Source organism: Pararhizobium sp. LjRoot238 (genome assembly GCF_964252955.1).
Classification (GTDB): domain Bacteria; phylum Pseudomonadota; class Alphaproteobacteria; order Rhizobiales; family Rhizobiaceae; genus Pararhizobium.
Genome location: NZ_CAXUPP020000002.1, coordinates 306,404 through 320,539, shown reverse-complemented (window position 1 = coordinate 320,539; position 14,136 = coordinate 306,404). Strand labels below are relative to the sequence as shown.

Here is a 14,136-nt window from a genome sequence, read left to right as displayed (position 1 = left end):
CTTCGCCATGGCTTCAAGTTCAGACTTGCACTACCTTTCCACGGCATATGATTTGAACAGGTCTGCAATATCGGCCATTGGTTGAAACAGCTTCATCGGCCGGTCGGGAAATGGCAAGAAGCTCTCACGTTCATAGAAGCGACGCGCATTCTCATCCTTGGCATCGACGATGACCGCGAAGGAGGCGATCTCGCTGCTGACCGCTCGGAACAGGGCGTCGGCCAGAAGATAGCGGCCATAGCCCCGCCCCTCTTGACGCCGATCAACGGCCAACCGCCCAAGTAGTGTCGCCGGAATAAGCGGGTAGCGTGGTAGCTTGCGGACAATCTGGGCGGGCCATTCGCCCACATTCACCGCCGTCGATGACAGCGTGTAATATCCCGCGACGAAACCATCCGCCAGCACCAGCACGAAAGGTGCTGCCATGTTCTTGCGCGCGTCCTGTCCCGCCTGCACTCTGAAATATCGATCAAGCGGCTCCACGCCACTCTCGAATGATGCACGATCATGCTGCGGGCCGAGAACCTCAATCCGCAATGCCCCCTCAGCAAGCTCTCCCACCCGTCAGACGCCGGTGGCCCGACGATACCGCTGCACCGTATCGCGCAGGCGGTCATTGACCGGCTGCGGATTGATCAGAGCATCCACGAACGCCTGGCTGTCGCGGACAGACAGGTCGAGGCGCTGATGTTCCTCGATGGCACGGCGAGCTGCTTCCTGCACGCTGGTCAGCACAAAATCCGTCACCGTCCGGCCCTGAAGCGCGGCGGCGTGTTCTATAAGGCTCTTCTGGTCAGCAGTGACGCGCGTTTCCAGACGCTCACCACGGACTCGACCACGGGATGTGTTCAAAGCAGGTGTTGACAAAACCGTTCTCCTTCCAGAAAGGTACGGCCAATGGCCGGGTTTTTCAAGGTTTATCTTTGGAACGGCCGGCGGGAGGAAATGGTGCCCCTCGCGGCGCCCCTTGATCGAACTAACGACGGTGATCGAAGCCCGTCTGGGACAATCCGGCGCTGCAGAGCTCGACCTGTGGCTGCACAAGGCCGGCGTCGAGATCACCCCGGTCGATGTCGGGCAGGCTTACGTAGCGCGGCGGAAATTCGGCAAGGGACGGCATCCTGCGGGCCTGAATTACGGCGATTGCTTTTCCTATGCGCTGGCCGCCACTCGCGGCGAACCGCTTCTTTTCAAGGGCGAGGATTTTTCCCGCACCGACATCGAGGTGGCCTGACATCGCGGAAACCCCTCCGCTAGCGGCGCAATGAACAACATCGGACCGCCTTGAATTGACCGTCGCATCGCTGCCGAGGCACGGGAGAGAAATGTGGTGCGCAGGCTGCCGAAAATGCAGGGCATTGGACCAGTCTGCGCAATGGCGATCACAGCTTTCGCGCCGTCCATGCAGGAATTCCGATGCGGTCGCAACTTTGCTGCCTGGCTCGGACGATGCGATTGCGCGCTCCTTCGGTGGATACGTCCTCAGCCATGTAAGCGGCGACCTCGATGTCAGTGCCGCCTACATCGATCGCGCGCTCGCTCTCAACCCGAACTTGGCCGCTGCTTTGGCATCAGCAGCTGGGCGGAGGCGGTGCTTCCGCAAGTTCCTCGATAAAGAGCGTAAGCGCGACGAACAACGACCGGCTCACCTTGATTATGTAGATTGCGTTATCTACAATGCCATTTTCTACATGGAGACGATGCCATGCCCATCAATGTCACCAACGAGCAGGCGGACACCCTTACCCGCAAGTTTGCGAGGCTCGAAAACGTCAGCATCACGGACGCCATCGTGATCGCCATGCGGGAAGCGATCGAGCGCCGTTTGAGTGCAGAGACGCCCCTTCAGACCGCCGCCCGGCTGCGCGCGAAACATGGCGTCAACTTGTCCGCGGATAACAAAAAACCACTTCCCAAAGAGGCGTTCGATGAAATGTGGGAACGCGACTGATGTTTATCGATGCCTGCGCCTTGATCGCGGTCCTGTCGGAAGAGTCGGAAGCCGAAAGGGTTTCCAATGCCATTTCTCTGGCGACGAAAAGGTTTACCTCGCCCGTCGCCATCCTAGAGACCTGCCTCGGTCTAGCCCGACCCGACAAGTTTGGGATTTCTGTGGCCGCCGTCGAGGAGATCGTCATGGAGTTTCTGGAGGCCCGAGGCATCGAGCTTCGGGACCTGCCGCCCGCCAAGCGTGCGACTAAGCTCGCCCTCAGCGCCGCCAATAACTACCGGCAAGGCCGACACGGCCTTAATCTCGGCGATTGTCTCCATTACGCCTGCGCGAAATATTACCGGGTCCCCATCCTCGCGACCCATGACGAATTTTCCGCAACGGATCTCGAAACGGTACCTTGAGCGCCGTTGTGAGCGGAGTCCATGTCACTCCGCTTGACGTGTGCCGTGAAAGCGGGAGCATCCACTCGACGCCATCACGGTGGATGTATCAGCGCGCTATACGGCGACTGATGAACGGCCGATGCGAGTCCTGACCGCTCTTGCGTATGATATCCGAACAGCCATCACCCCCGCCGGCGCTCAAGGCCTGATCGCGGCCGCCCCGGGCACACCGCCTATTCTGACGGCTCTGTGACAAACCTGAAAATCATCTGAAAACACCGGTCAATCGCCTGACATCTGCGACCTCTACAGAGGCTGCGAATGCGCCGGGTCACTCTGTGGCGCCGCTGCAGAAGCCGATGCGGAGAGAACGCACCATGAAGATCATTCAGATCACCGATACTCATCTGAGCCCCAACAAGGCGCATTTCAACGGCAACTGGGAACCGCTTGCTGCCTGGATCACCCGGACGGATGCAGATCTTGTCGTTCATACCGGCGATCTCACGATTGATGGCGCCGACCAGGAAGACGATATCGCCTTCTCGATGGAGCTGATGCGTCAGCTTCCGATCCCGATGCTGATCGTGCCGGGGAACCACGATGTCGGCCATCTGCCGGGCTCCGACCAACCGGTGGATGCCGCAAGGCTGGAACGCTGGCGCCGCTTGGCCGGGCCCGACTATTGGGTGTCGGATCACCATAACTGGCGACTGATCGGGCTGAACAGCCTGCTGTTCGGCCAGGACGATGCCGAGGAAGAGGCCCAGTTTGCCTGGCTTGCGGACATTCTGTCGGCTCGCGACGGCCGGCGGGTGGCGATCTTCACCCACAAGCCGCTTTTCGTCGATGAGCCGCATGAAGGCGATACGGGCTACTGGAGCATCCGTCCGGCACCACGCCGGCGCCTCTACGACCTGTTCGCTGCACATGATGTGGCGCTTTTTGCGAGCGGCCATCTGCATTGGGCCTGGACAGGCGCATTCGAAAACACCTCTCTCGTCTGGGGGCCCTCGTCGGCCTTCATCATCGATACGCTGGAGCGGGAAATGCCGGGCGAACGGGTGGTCGGCGCCGTCATCCATACGCTCGGTGAGGATGTTTCGAGCGAGATCGTCGCCTTGCCTGAGCTCACCCCGTATTTCATCGACGAGGTGATCCACGAGGTCTATCCACGTTCCGTTTCCAAGCAGGTGGCGGAGGCGGCGCAATGAGTGTCTTTTCGCTGCGTGACATTCGGAAATCCTTTGCCGGACACGCTATTTTGAAGGGCGTATCGCTGGAGGCCGAAGCTGGTGAGTTCATCGCCCTTGTCGGTCCGTCCGGCTGCGGCAAGAGCACGTTGCTGCGCATCGTCGCCGGGCTTGATCATGCCGATGGCGGCGAAATCCGGATCGCGGATCGCGAAGTGTCGCAGCTGAGAGCTGCCGATCGCAACATCGCCATGGTGTTTCAATCCTACGCGCTCTACCCGCACCTGAGCGCCGGACAGAACATCGCCGTGCCGCTTGCCATGCGCAAGCTGACCGGGGTGCAGCGGCTGCCCTTCATTGGCGCTTTGCTGCCAGGCCAGCGCCAGATTTGCGCTGATATCCAGAAGCAGGTCGCAGCCATCGCCGCGTCGCTGAAGATCGACCACCTGCTCGATCGCAAGCCAGGCCAGATGTCGGGCGGCCAGCGTCAGCGCGTTGCGCTTGCCCGCGCGATGGTGCGCAATCCGAGCGTCTTCCTCATGGACGAACCGCTCTCCAACCTCGACGCCAACCTGCGCGTCCACGCCCGCGGCGAGATCGTCGAGCTGCATCGCCGCGCCGGCGTGCCGACGCTCTATGTCACCCACGATCAGTCCGAGGCCCTGTCCATGGCCGACCGGGTGGCGGTGATGATCGGTGGCAATCTGCTGCAGCTGGCCACCCCCCAGGTCATCTACGATGATCCGAGCCATGTAGAGGTCGCGCGCTTCATCGGCCAGCCACGCATCAATCTGCTGCCGGGCAAGAAAGACGCCCATGGCATCGTTCAATTCGGCGCGTTGCGTCTCTCGTCATCTGCGCCCCTTGGTGGCGCGGCGAACGTCACCCTTGGCATTCGCCCCGAATTCGTGCAGCTCCGTGCCGAAGGCCAAGGCACACTCGCAGCCCGGGTCGAGCGCCTGGAGTTCCTCGGCTCCGAAGTCATCGTCCTTGCCAGGCTCGCCGCCATCGGCGAGACGGTCCTTGCCAAGGTCTCTCCCGCCGAAGCGCGCGGCCTTGTTGCCGGCCAGGCGATCGGTCTTAACATGGATCCTTCGCGCATCATGCTCTTTGCCGAGGACGGCCATCGCCTTCCGTCCGCGCCAGTTTCGGCCGCCGTGCGGGAGGCCGCCCATGGCTGATATCGCCCTCCAGGTTTCTGCTGTCGAGACGGCAGGGCGGCGCGAGGCGCAGATCGCCTGGCTGCTTGCTGCACCTGCCATCGTGCTGATGCTGCTGTTCATCGTGCTTCCAACCATCGCCGTGGTCGCCCTCGGCTTTACCGATTTCGAACTTGGCTACGGCAGCTTCCGCTTCGTCGGCTTGGAAAATTACGCCGACCTGATCAGCGACCGGACCTTTCGCCGTTCGTTGTGGAACACAGCCGTCTACACGGCGATCGTGACGCCGGTGTCGATCCTGCTTGGCCTTGGCATCGCGTTGCTGATCGAGTTGGAACCACGCGGCCGTGACGTCTTCCGAACGGTCTACTTTCTGCCCGTCGCCTCACTGCTCGTCGCCATGGCGACGGTCTGGCAATACATCTTCCATCCGAGCATCGGCCCGCTCAATACCTTCCTCGCACTGTTCGGCATACCCGGCCCGAACTGGCTGGGCGCCTCAAGCACGGTCGTCTACGGGCTTTCGATCATCGGCATCTGGCAATCGGTCGGCTTCAACATGGTCCTATTCCTGGCCGGTCTGACTGCCATTCCACGCGAATTGTATGCGGCAGCCGAAGTCGACGGGGCAAAATCCGCCATCGACCGCTTTCGGCTGGTGACCTGGCCGATGCTCGGGCCGACCACGCTCTTCGTCGGCACGATCAGCGTCATCAACTCGGTCAAGGTGTTCGAGACGGTCAAGACCCTCACCGAAGGCGGACCGAACAAGGCCTCGGAAATGCTGCTCTTCACCATCTACCAGGAAGGCTTCGTTTACCTGAGGGTCGGCTACGCCTCGGCAATGACCGTCGTGTTTCTCGCCATCCTCGTCGTCCTGATGATCCTTCAGTATCGCTTCCTCGACCGGCAGGTGCATTACACATGACCCAGGCCCTGACACTCGGACGTTTGTTCCGGCTATTTCTGCTGTCGCTCGGCGCCCTGATGTTCCTCGCGCCCTACATTTTCATGATCTCGACCGCCGGCAAGGACCAAAGCGAAATTTTCTCCGCGTCGCTGTCGCTGATCCCGCAGCATTCGGCCTATGTGGCCAATTTCACAAAGGCCCTGATGCGGGTATCGATGCCGAACCTGCTGTTGAACGGGGTCATCGTCTGTGGGCTGATCCTGGTGCTGCAGGTGGTCGTGGCCGTGCCCTGCGCCTATGCCATGGCCAAACTGAAATTTGGAGCCGCGCGGATCCTGATGACGCTGGTGATGCTCGGCCTGCTGGTGCCGATCCATGCGACCGCCCTGCCGCTCTACGTCGCATTAGACAACCTGTCGCTGCTCAACAGCTATACCGCGCTGGTTGCGCCATTCTCGATCTCGGTGTTCGGCATTTTCCTGTTTCTGCAGTTCTTCCGTGCCATGCCGGACGACCTGATCCATGCCGCCCGTCTCGACGGCATGTCGGAGGCCGGCATCGTCGCACGGGTGATCGTGCCCAATGCCTGGCCGGCGGTCACCGCTTTCGCCATCTTCTCGGTGGTCGCGCATTGGAACGACCTGTTCTGGCCGCTGATCGTCGTCACCAACCAGTCTTACGCGACGCCTCCTCTCGGCCTGTTGTTCTTCCGGGCGGCCGAGGCTGGCGACGACTACGGCGCGCTGATGGCCGCCACGCTCATCATCACTCTTCCCCTCGTGATTGCTTTCCTGCTCGCGCAGAAACGCTTCGTCGAGGGCATCACCATGACCGGTCTCAAAGGCTGACCGGTCGCAACTCAAGCCGCAACTCAAGGAGACCATGCCATGAAGCGTATCAGCCAAGCCCTCGCCGCCGCCGCTGTGTCGATCGCCATGTCGATCCCGGCACATGCCGAAACGACCCTGACGGTCCACTACCCCATGCCCGGCTTCTTCAAGGACGTGATGGACACGATCTCGAAGAAGTTCATGGAAGAAAATCCGGATATCAGGATCCAGTTCGCCAATCCGTCGGCGACCTATGAAGAAGGCATCCAGACGATCATGCGTCAGGCCGGCACGGCCGAAATGCCCGACGTCACCTTCATCGGCCTCAACCGCCTGCGCATGCTGAACGAACGCGATATCCCTGTTGATCTCGGCCCACTTGTCGCCAAGGAAGCCGACATGGCTGCTCAGGGCTTTTCCGAAAACATCCTGAAGCTCGCCCAGGTCAAGGGTAAGCAGGTGGGCCTCGCCTTTGCCACGTCCAATCCGATCATGTATTACAACGCAGATCTGGTGCGTGCTGCAGGCGGCAATCCGGACGTTCCGCCGAAGACCTGGGATGAAGTGATCGCGCTTGGGGGCAAGATCAAGGCGCTCGGCGACGGCAATGAAGGCATCGATTTCCGGTGGCAGGGCGACGACTGGATGTTCTCCGCGCTCTTGTTCGGCGCGGGCGGCACCATGCTCAACGAAGACGAGACCAAAGTGACCTTTAATGGTCCTGAAGGCCAGAAGGCCGTTGAAGTGCTGGACCGCATGGTCAAGGAAGGCGGTCTTCCGGTTTTGACCAAGCAGGCCGGCGAGCAGGCCTTCGTTGCCGGCAAGATCGGCTTCGCCTTCCAGACGACCGGCGCGCTGCGCAACACGATCAAGAATGTCGGTACCAAGTTCGATCTTCGCACGGCCCATATTCCGCTGATCGATCCGGTCAATGGCAAGTTGCCGACCGGCGGTAACGCCGTCGTCATCCTGACGCACGACGCCGAAAAACAGGATGCGGCCTGGAAGTTCGCCAAATTCGCCGCCGGCCCCTATGGCGCCTCGGTCGTGGTTCCCGGCACTGGCTATGTTCCGAACAATGAACTGGCTGCCGCTTCGCCGGACTATCTCGGCACCTTCTACAAGGAGAACCCGCTGTTTCGTGCCGGCCTCGAGCAGATGCCACTCATGAAGCCCTGGTATGCCTTCCCGGGCAGCAACGGCGTCAAGGTCACCCAGACCATCGTCGAGAACCTGTCGCGTGTGGTCGAACAGTCTGTAACGCCGCAGGAAGCACTAGACGACGCAGCTGCCGACGTCGAAGACCTTTTGCCGCGCAGCTAAACAGACTTGAGACGAGACACGGTCGCCTCTCTCCGAGGCGGCCGTTTTGCTTTGGGTGTTTGGGCGATGCCACGTTATCTATCGCTTAGCGTATCGGCGGTGGTCGGCAGGCATGATCGCGTCTTCAGTCAGCTATACACGCCACCGTTTTCCAACATAGATCATCGCTCGTGCGGTCTGGCTGTATTTCCGTTTTCCGCTGGGCTTGCGATTGGTCGAGAGGGGTTCTTCCACCAGCGCACCCCGCCGGTTGTCTCGCGAACCATGCTGCCAGAGATCAATTAGCGAGCGGACAGCCAAGCCGGTCGGAAGCTTGGAGGTGAGCGGTCGGTGGGCTTGACTGCGGAAATTCCGTACTTTTCTCTTGCGCCACCTACGGAAATTCCGTATATTCCCTTCGTGCAAACGGTTGTCGAAACTCGCGCTTTTCTGGCATCCGCGAAGGATGAAGGTGTCGCTGACGAGGAGCGGCAGGAGATCGTCGCATTCATTGCGAACAATCCGTCCGTTGGACATTATGCCGGGGACGGGCGGCGCGCGAAAGGTCAGGGTCGCGAGCCCCGGCAAAGGCAAGAGTGGTGGCTTTCGTGTTATCACTATGCCGCCGACGATATCCCGGTTTTCCTGCTGGATATTTACGGCAAAATACGCAGGCAACCTGTCGAAGGCCGAGTGCAATGAACTTCGCAAGATTTTGACCGACCTTCCTCGTGTTTGGAGGAAGAGTGTCAAGCAAAACGTGAAGCAATTTGGGAGACGTGGAACATGAGCAAGGCAGGTTCGAGAATTCTGCAAGGGGCTAGAGAAGCGCTCGCTCTCGCCAAAGGTGAGGCAGACGAGAGCACGTATCAGGTTCATGTGCCGACAAGCGTCAATGTTCGCGCGATCCGCGAGAAATTGGGCCTTTCTCAGGAGGCCTTTGCGGCACGTTATGGTTTTTCAATCGGCCGCGTCCGCGATTGGGAGCAAGGACGTTCCAATATGGATACACCCTCCCGGATACTCTTGCTGGTCATTGACAAGGAACCGGAAGCGATCGAGCGCGCTTTGTCGGCCGCGTGACGGCGCGTTGAATCCACGCTTGGTCCGCCCACGCGTGGACTGAGAGGAGCCCCATGCCCTCCTCTCACACTCTCCTCCCAACCCATGCTCAAGACCGCTGGCCTGCATACGCATTACGTTCCCCGCACGCCTCCGGGGCGCTTGTCAGGTATCTTTCCGGATGTCGCGCACCGTGCCACCGGGACGCAACCGGTGCGCCACCTGCAGATGCCGTGGCGCAGCGGCATTTTCGGCCATGTCGAGCAGAAGCGATGCTGCAGCGGCGCCCATCGTCGCATCCGGAATCTCCACCGTCGTCAGTGCCGGATAGGTGAGCCTGCCGATTGCGATGCCATCAAAACCAGTGACCGAGATATCGTCCGGAACCGACAGGCCGTGACGCCTGACGGCTGCGATGACGCCAAGCGCCAGAAGGTCGTTCGACGCGATGATAGCCGACGGCGCAAAACGCGAAAGGGTCGCCGACAGGTCGAGCGTTTCGAACCCGTCGACGAAAGGGATCTGCGTGGCTTCGAGCACGGCCATGCGCGCTGCTTCCATCGCATCACAATATCCGACATAGCGCAGCCTTGCGCGGTCGGAAGCCGTGAAATAACCGGAGACGAACAGGATGCGCCTATGGCCGCAGGACAGGAGATATTCGGTGATATCGCGGCCAGCCTGGCGGTTGTCGGCACACACGGCTGCGGGAAAGCGCGCGGTTGTGGGATTGCCGAGCAAAACCGTTGGCGGCAGGTCCGCCGACAGCGCCTTGCTGCGGTGAGCATCGCAGACGGTGAGGATCAGCCCGGTCGGCTGCTGGTTGAGCAGGGAAGCGACCGCATCCGCCTCGCGCGCCGGATCATAGTCCGACTGGGCGATCAAGACGCCGTGGCCGGCAACCAGCATGCGGTTCTGAATGCTGCTCAAAGAGGCGGCAAATACAGGGTTGGTGACGCTGGGAATGAGGACGCCGATGACCGGCCGGCGCCGTGAGGAACCCGATGGCGCTGCCGCCGGACGATAACCGACCTCGGCCGCAGCGCGCCGGACTTTCCGGACCATCTCGTCACTGACCGGCCCGGTCCCGTTCAAGACCCGCGAGGCTGTTGCAAGCGAACAGCCAGCGCGGAAGGCAACCTGCTGGAGGGTCGTCATGACAGGGGTCCACTGTTGTAGGCTGCCAAAGAAAGGGCGCCGAAAGGCCATTACCTACGATGAACCCGGTGGAAGGCGCAACTAGGCCCAGCCGCTCATGCTGCTACCATCTCGACGAATACGTCCTGAAGCGTAAATATCCCCCGGCAAAGCCGGCAAAGCCGGGGGAACTCTCACGTTCGTTTAGGGTGACAGGTCCGCTTCCCGAAACAGGGCTCCAACGCCGCCATCCCTGCATTGAAGTACCGTCAATAGCTCACCCATTCCAAATCTTTGATTTGTGCGCACCGGCCTATCGTGAGAGAATTACGACATCCCGCAAAAGCGATCGCGTCCCGGCAGGTGGTGTAGGTGGCAGGAGGTAGCAAAGCCGCCGCGCGCTTTTCATAGCGCTGTAGCGGGTGGTTGGCTTTGCGGGCGGCCATCAGTGTTTTCCGATAGGGTCGGGTTGTCGAAGACCAACCTGACGGAAAGACCACCGATGACCAATGACATGATGAACGCGCGCTTGTTGAGAAGAGCGCGGATGCAGATTTATTGCGTGAGATGATCGGCTTTGCCGCCGAACCGGTTCCAACCTGGAACGCGTGGATCGTCGGGATCGTGCTCGGCGCGCTGGCGGTCGCGGCAATTTCGGCCTTCGCCGAATGGGAAGAATGGGTCAATCTGGTGGTCGGTCTCTGGCTGGCCGCGTCGCCTTGGCTGCTTGGCTTTGCGGCCAACGTGAACGTGATGTGGACCAACGTGGTGCTTGGATTGCTCGTCGCCGTCGTATCGCTCTGGGCGGTCTGGGATCACCATCACGCCCACGCCTAAGCCCGGACGCCGGGGCTGTCACGACAAGGCCCGCCGCATAGAGAGCGGCGGGTGCGAACTGCGATTCAAAGCCTGCAACCCGACGGATGACGCTCCTGTCTCGGGTGAGTATGAATTGGTGTTTTTCGAGCCTGCTGACGTTGCAATAAATCAACCACTTAGAGCCGATAACTAACACCCAACTTCATAGATTTCAGATCATTTAAGAACCGGCGCCGCCTGCCTAATGGCACGATCGAGCCACCGAAGTCGCCATACCACAAGCTTCAGATCTCGGCGGCATTTCGAGCCTGTAGGGCGGCGTCAAAATCGCCGGGCTATTCGCTCGCTGTCTGCTGAGCTCCCCGAGCCGGCCAATTCGATCGAAAACCCTCATTTGTGCGAGTAGACGGCGCATGACCTTTCGCCTATCGATTGTCTATGAAGTCGAGCCTTGAACACCTCCCCGACAAGAAGCAGCGCGAGCTTGCCCGCGTGGTCGAGATCATTCAGGAAGAGTTTGCAGACGCGCTGAATGGCGCCACGTCACCATTCAAGAAACGCGGCCGCATCCTGAAAATCATCCTGTTCGGATCCTACGCCAGAGGCAATTGGGTCGACGAACCGCACACGATGAAGGGCTATCGCTCGGACTACGACATCCTTGTTATCGTCAACACCCGGAAACTTGCTGAACGGGAGTATTGGGACAAAGCCGAGGATCGCCTGATGTGGGATCCGGGCGTGAAAACGCCGGTTGGCCTGATCGTCCACGGCCTGCGCGAGGTCAACAAAGCGCTTACTCAGGGGCAATATTTCTTCGCGGACATTCGGCGTGAAGGCATAATTCTGCACGAGCTTGATGGGGAACCGCTCGCGGAGCCAGCCATGCTTGTCACAGACGTGTCGCAGCGGTAGCGTCGAGCCGAACCTTTCCTGAGTCCAATCCCCAATGCCCGAAATCATCCCTGCCCAAGGCCATGTAACCGTCGTTGTCGCGCGCACACAGGCGATAGCTCTTGCCGCCGATCTTCCGCGGCCCCTTCTCGCCGTTTTCCCGCATTTCGACAATTGGAACGACTACGGGCGACAGTATTTCGCCCGCTTCGTCGCGATCGGAGCAGAAGATGCCAGCATGGAGGCGCACTTCAGGTTGATGGTTGAAGGGCGCTTGAGCACCGCCACCGCTTTGACCGATGCGCTCGGCGACCAAGACATCGTCCCGATTGAAAACTTGCTGCCTAACTTCGTCTCCTTGCTTCCCGATACTGATCAATACGGGGAGCTCGTCGCCACGCTGGGTTTCGGGCCTGCCATAAGCGCCCTGACGGCGATCCGCAGGTTCTCGTCCGGATCATCCAAGCCATATAGCGTCTGCCAGGATTCGAATATCGCCCTGCCCGGCTCGGCATTGAGAAAGGCAAGGCACATCACCGGCGGAGGACCGTCACCTTCCACTGTCATGAAGAAGACCGCCCGCCATTTCGCCGCGTTCCATTTTTCGATATCGATCGGACTGATCACGCGGAAGTCGCTGTGCTTCATGCGCTCGAAGTCGAACATGCCATCCGGCGGCTCGCCTTCGCCAAATACGACCGGATCCCTTGCGTGTTCAGGCTCCTCCAGGGCCGACGGCGTCCACGCGCGGTCACGAACCACATTGTAATGTGTGTCGCTCTCTTCGATCCAGTCGTCGATCGTGAATACGTTGCGATCGGCGCCGAGTATCACACCGATGTCGTTTGGAACGTTGGAGAAGGTCACCGCGCGGCTGAAGCCGCTTTCCTCTTTAATGACGGCTCGAGCCCAATCCTCGGGAGAGTCCGGTTGAACCAGCCTCAGGAAGATCTCAGTCGAAGCCTCGGTCAGCCAATCCGGATATGACCGCGCTTCTTCAACAGTGCGATAGGTCAGCCGCCCGCGGTGAGAAGCGATGCCAACCGCGCGGCCGTCTTCATCGACAAATGCAAGCTTTGGCGCAACCCCGGCATCATCCACCGGTCTGATTCTCAGCCGAAGCTTGTCGATCATCGGTATCATGCGATGACCAAGGCTCGTTGACAGGAGGCCTTCGATGGTTCCGAGAAGGCTCTCGCCGATCGAGACCGATGTCGAATTGTTGTCACATATGATTTCGATCTCGCAGCCGAGGACCTTTGATCGCAACGTCACCACTGCAGCGAGCATGTATTCCGGAGTATCAGCGACGCCGAGCTCCTTTCCGATGGCGGCGAACCGATCGAAGAAGTCCGCGTATTCCTCCTGCGACACCTCCCTCGGGACGTAGCCTTCCTCGCGAAGAAGGTCCTCCTGCCCAATGAGATGGAGCAGCGCCATGCGCGCCTGCGACAATCCGATGCGTGCCAGACCATCGGGCAGTCGGGTCACATCCGCGAGCACCCCGAACGGCGTCCTGAGCAGGAGCGTGCCAACGATTCCGCCGTAGCGCATCTGCTCCTTGGCGAGGACCTCGTCGCGCTCAGCGGAAGGCAGTCGACCGGACAGGACCGCCACGAACATGTAGTAAGCGTTGAGGATGTAGGGAACCCTACCGAGCTGGAGCTCGGTCGCCAGCCACCTCGCAAGTGTGCGCGGGGAGAGATCGGAGATCGAGCCCGAGCGATGGAATTCGCCGCATTGGTGAGAGACTGCCGCGAGCGCGTAGTTTCGAGAAGCCCATAGCAATCCGGCTCTCTCGTACGCGACACTGGATCCGACGAGCGCGTCAATCAGCTCATGCCTGTATTCCGCCTTGACCAGCAAGCTGACCGCGCGGCCGAACCAGCGGATTGCCTCGTACGGCAGATCCTTGTCGAGCTTCTGCCAAGCACGCTCGCAGTTCCGGGTCGCTCCCTCGCCTTCGCTCCGGCGCTCGACCACGGCGTCCGTCAATGCCTCGTAAAGGCGGTCGAACTCGGGGCACTCGGGAATGAATTCGCCGACCTCCGTAAGCGTGTCCGCCATCTGCTCGAAAGGAAACGTGCCGAGACCCTTGGAATCCTCGATGACCTGGGTGAATTCGTCCCAGAGAACAGGCAGACTGCCGTTGTAGGAAGGATCTATGGAGGTCTCGTTCACGTACTGCGTCAGCTTCAGGAGGAGCGCCAGGGCATGCGCATGCAGCGCATTGTTAGGGCGCGATCCGTCGGCCTGGGCGGCGGCAAGTGCTTCGCTCAGGCTCCGCGTGCGTTGCTCAAGCTTCGCATCATCCCGAGTGATCGTCCCGAACCTCACCGCTGTGTGGAAGAGGGTGAGCAGATTGGACAGGCGTTCGAGATCGACGGCCGTATCGCTGGAAAGCGCTAGGCGTTCCACGTCGTCGTACATCTGGCCCAGGGTCTTCACATCATCGAACCAGAAATAGGTGGTCCAAGCCCAGTCGTAGGTGA

The 14,136-nt window shown here is 60.4% G+C and carries 17 protein-coding genes and 3 pseudogenes; 14 read left to right on the top strand and 6 right to left on the bottom strand.

The window, feature by feature from the left end; genetic code table 11:
- Positions 1-30: 30 nt before the first annotated feature.
- Complete coding sequence (locus tag ACSQ3F_RS22680) at positions 31-561, bottom strand: GNAT family N-acetyltransferase (RefSeq protein ID WP_436102482.1); 531 nt, start codon at positions 559-561, stop codon at positions 31-33.
- A 3-nt stretch (positions 562-564) separates the two neighbouring features.
- Positions 565-867, bottom strand: a complete 303-nt coding sequence (locus ACSQ3F_RS22675; protein WP_436102481.1) for a DUF1778 domain-containing protein — start codon at positions 865-867, stop codon at positions 565-567.
- Between the two features lie 103 nt (positions 868-970).
- Here ACSQ3F_RS22675 and ACSQ3F_RS22670 point away from each other — a divergent pair.
- The 12 genes and pseudogenes from ACSQ3F_RS22670 to ACSQ3F_RS22615 form a co-directional block, all read left to right on the top strand.
- Positions 971-1,234: pseudogene (locus ACSQ3F_RS22670) on the top strand (type II toxin-antitoxin system VapC family toxin); the annotation flags it as partial.
- Positions 1,235-1,348: 114 nt separating this feature from the next.
- On the top strand, positions 1,349-1,615 hold the full coding sequence (locus ACSQ3F_RS22665; protein ID WP_436102831.1) for a transposase: 267 nt from the start codon (positions 1,349-1,351) through the stop codon (positions 1,613-1,615).
- Positions 1,616-1,705: 90 nt separating this feature from the next.
- Positions 1,706-1,951: a type II toxin-antitoxin system VapB family antitoxin gene (locus ACSQ3F_RS22660; protein ID WP_436102480.1), complete on the top strand. Its 246-nt coding sequence runs from the start codon at positions 1,706-1,708 to the stop codon at positions 1,949-1,951.
- Positions 1,951-2,355, top strand: a complete 405-nt coding sequence (locus ACSQ3F_RS22655; RefSeq protein WP_436102479.1) for a type II toxin-antitoxin system VapC family toxin — start codon at positions 1,951-1,953, stop codon at positions 2,353-2,355. The genes ACSQ3F_RS22660 and ACSQ3F_RS22655 overlap by 1 nt, the downstream gene beginning before the upstream one ends.
- A gap of 359 nt (positions 2,356-2,714) precedes the next feature.
- Positions 2,715-3,551, top strand: a complete 837-nt coding sequence (locus tag ACSQ3F_RS22650; RefSeq protein ID WP_436102478.1) for a metallophosphoesterase family protein — start codon at positions 2,715-2,717, stop codon at positions 3,549-3,551.
- A complete protein-coding gene (locus ACSQ3F_RS22645) occupies positions 3,548-4,711 on the top strand; it encodes an ABC transporter ATP-binding protein (protein ID WP_436102477.1) in 1,164 nt (387 codons plus the stop codon). Before ACSQ3F_RS22650 ends, ACSQ3F_RS22645 begins: the two co-directional genes overlap by 4 nt.
- Positions 4,704-5,618: a carbohydrate ABC transporter permease gene (locus ACSQ3F_RS22640; protein WP_436102476.1), complete on the top strand. Its 915-nt coding sequence runs from the start codon at positions 4,704-4,706 to the stop codon at positions 5,616-5,618. Before ACSQ3F_RS22645 ends, ACSQ3F_RS22640 begins: the two co-directional genes overlap by 8 nt.
- Positions 5,615-6,448 carry a carbohydrate ABC transporter permease gene (locus ACSQ3F_RS22635; protein ID WP_436102475.1) on the top strand — a complete coding sequence of 278 codons (834 nt, stop codon included), beginning with the start codon at positions 5,615-5,617 and terminating at the stop codon, positions 6,446-6,448. The genes ACSQ3F_RS22640 and ACSQ3F_RS22635 overlap by 4 nt, the downstream gene beginning before the upstream one ends.
- Before the next feature lie 39 nt (positions 6,449-6,487).
- On the top strand, positions 6,488-7,753 hold the full coding sequence (locus tag ACSQ3F_RS22630; protein ID WP_436102474.1) for an ABC transporter substrate-binding protein: 1,266 nt from the start codon (positions 6,488-6,490) through the stop codon (positions 7,751-7,753).
- Positions 7,754-7,865: 112 nt separating this feature from the next.
- Positions 7,866-7,973, top strand: a pseudogene (locus ACSQ3F_RS22625) (IS6 family transposase); the annotation flags it as partial.
- 110 nt (positions 7,974-8,083) lie between these two features.
- Positions 8,084-8,434: a hypothetical protein gene (locus ACSQ3F_RS22620; RefSeq protein WP_436102473.1), complete on the top strand. Its 351-nt coding sequence runs from the start codon at positions 8,084-8,086 to the stop codon at positions 8,432-8,434.
- A gap of 84 nt (positions 8,435-8,518) precedes the next feature.
- Positions 8,519-8,815: a helix-turn-helix domain-containing protein gene (locus ACSQ3F_RS22615; protein WP_436102472.1), complete on the top strand. Its 297-nt coding sequence runs from the start codon at positions 8,519-8,521 to the stop codon at positions 8,813-8,815.
- 144 nt (positions 8,816-8,959) lie between these two features.
- Here ACSQ3F_RS22615 and ACSQ3F_RS22610 read toward each other — a convergent pair whose 3' ends face one another.
- Positions 8,960-9,952: a substrate-binding domain-containing protein gene (locus ACSQ3F_RS22610; RefSeq protein ID WP_436102471.1), complete on the bottom strand. Its 993-nt coding sequence runs from the start codon at positions 9,950-9,952 to the stop codon at positions 8,960-8,962.
- 248 nt (positions 9,953-10,200) lie between these two features.
- Complete coding sequence (locus tag ACSQ3F_RS22605) at positions 10,201-10,377, bottom strand: hypothetical protein (protein WP_436102470.1); 177 nt, start codon at positions 10,375-10,377, stop codon at positions 10,201-10,203.
- A gap of 112 nt (positions 10,378-10,489) precedes the next feature.
- Between ACSQ3F_RS22605 and ACSQ3F_RS22600 the strand changes: the two genes are divergently transcribed.
- Positions 10,490-10,768, top strand: a complete 279-nt coding sequence (locus ACSQ3F_RS22600; protein ID WP_436102469.1) for an SPW repeat protein — start codon at positions 10,490-10,492, stop codon at positions 10,766-10,768.
- A 420-nt stretch (positions 10,769-11,188) separates the two neighbouring features.
- Positions 11,189-11,641 (top strand): annotated as a pseudogene (locus ACSQ3F_RS22595) (nucleotidyltransferase domain-containing protein); the annotation flags it as partial.
- Position 11,642: 1 nt separating this feature from the next.
- Here the strand turns inward: ACSQ3F_RS22595 and ACSQ3F_RS22590 are convergent.
- Together ACSQ3F_RS22590 and ACSQ3F_RS22585 are read right to left on the bottom strand one after the other, a co-directional pair.
- Positions 11,643-11,960 (bottom strand): hypothetical protein, encoded by a 318-nt coding sequence (locus ACSQ3F_RS22590; RefSeq protein ID WP_436102468.1) that lies wholly within the window; start codon positions 11,958-11,960, stop codon positions 11,643-11,645.
- A 59-nt stretch (positions 11,961-12,019) separates the two neighbouring features.
- Complete coding sequence (locus tag ACSQ3F_RS22585) at positions 12,020-14,074, bottom strand: hypothetical protein (protein ID WP_436102467.1); 2,055 nt, start codon at positions 14,072-14,074, stop codon at positions 12,020-12,022.
- Positions 14,075-14,136: the final 62 nt, after the last annotated feature.

What these genes read in the sequence shown, in the direction of transcription:
- ACSQ3F_RS22615 (WP_436102472.1), top strand. Translation starts at nt 8,519, where the DNA reads ATGAGCAAGGCAGGTTCGAGAATTCTGCAAGGGGCTAGAGAAGCGCTC.
- ACSQ3F_RS22640 (WP_436102476.1), top strand. Translation starts at nt 4,704, where the DNA reads ATGGCTGATATCGCCCTCCAGGTTTCTGCTGTCGAGACGGCAGGGCGG.
- ACSQ3F_RS22610 (WP_436102471.1), bottom strand. Translation starts at nt 9,952, where the DNA reads ATGACGACCCTCCAGCAGGTTGCCTTCCGCGCTGGCTGTTCGCTTGCA.
- ACSQ3F_RS22665 (WP_436102831.1), top strand. Translation starts at nt 1,349, where the DNA reads ATGCAGGGCATTGGACCAGTCTGCGCAATGGCGATCACAGCTTTCGCG.
- ACSQ3F_RS22655 (WP_436102479.1), top strand. Translation starts at nt 1,951, where the DNA reads ATGTTTATCGATGCCTGCGCCTTGATCGCGGTCCTGTCGGAAGAGTCG.
- ACSQ3F_RS22660 (WP_436102480.1), top strand. Translation starts at nt 1,706, where the DNA reads ATGCCCATCAATGTCACCAACGAGCAGGCGGACACCCTTACCCGCAAG.
- ACSQ3F_RS22645 (WP_436102477.1), top strand. Translation starts at nt 3,548, where the DNA reads ATGAGTGTCTTTTCGCTGCGTGACATTCGGAAATCCTTTGCCGGACAC.
- ACSQ3F_RS22585 (WP_436102467.1), bottom strand. Translation starts at nt 14,074, where the DNA reads ATGTACGACGACGTGGAACGCCTAGCGCTTTCCAGCGATACGGCCGTC.
- ACSQ3F_RS22605 (WP_436102470.1), bottom strand. Translation starts at nt 10,377, where the DNA reads ATGGCCGCCCGCAAAGCCAACCACCCGCTACAGCGCTATGAAAAGCGC.
- ACSQ3F_RS22650 (WP_436102478.1), top strand. Translation starts at nt 2,715, where the DNA reads ATGAAGATCATTCAGATCACCGATACTCATCTGAGCCCCAACAAGGCG.
- ACSQ3F_RS22630 (WP_436102474.1), top strand. Translation starts at nt 6,488, where the DNA reads ATGAAGCGTATCAGCCAAGCCCTCGCCGCCGCCGCTGTGTCGATCGCC.
- ACSQ3F_RS22635 (WP_436102475.1), top strand. Translation starts at nt 5,615, where the DNA reads ATGACCCAGGCCCTGACACTCGGACGTTTGTTCCGGCTATTTCTGCTG.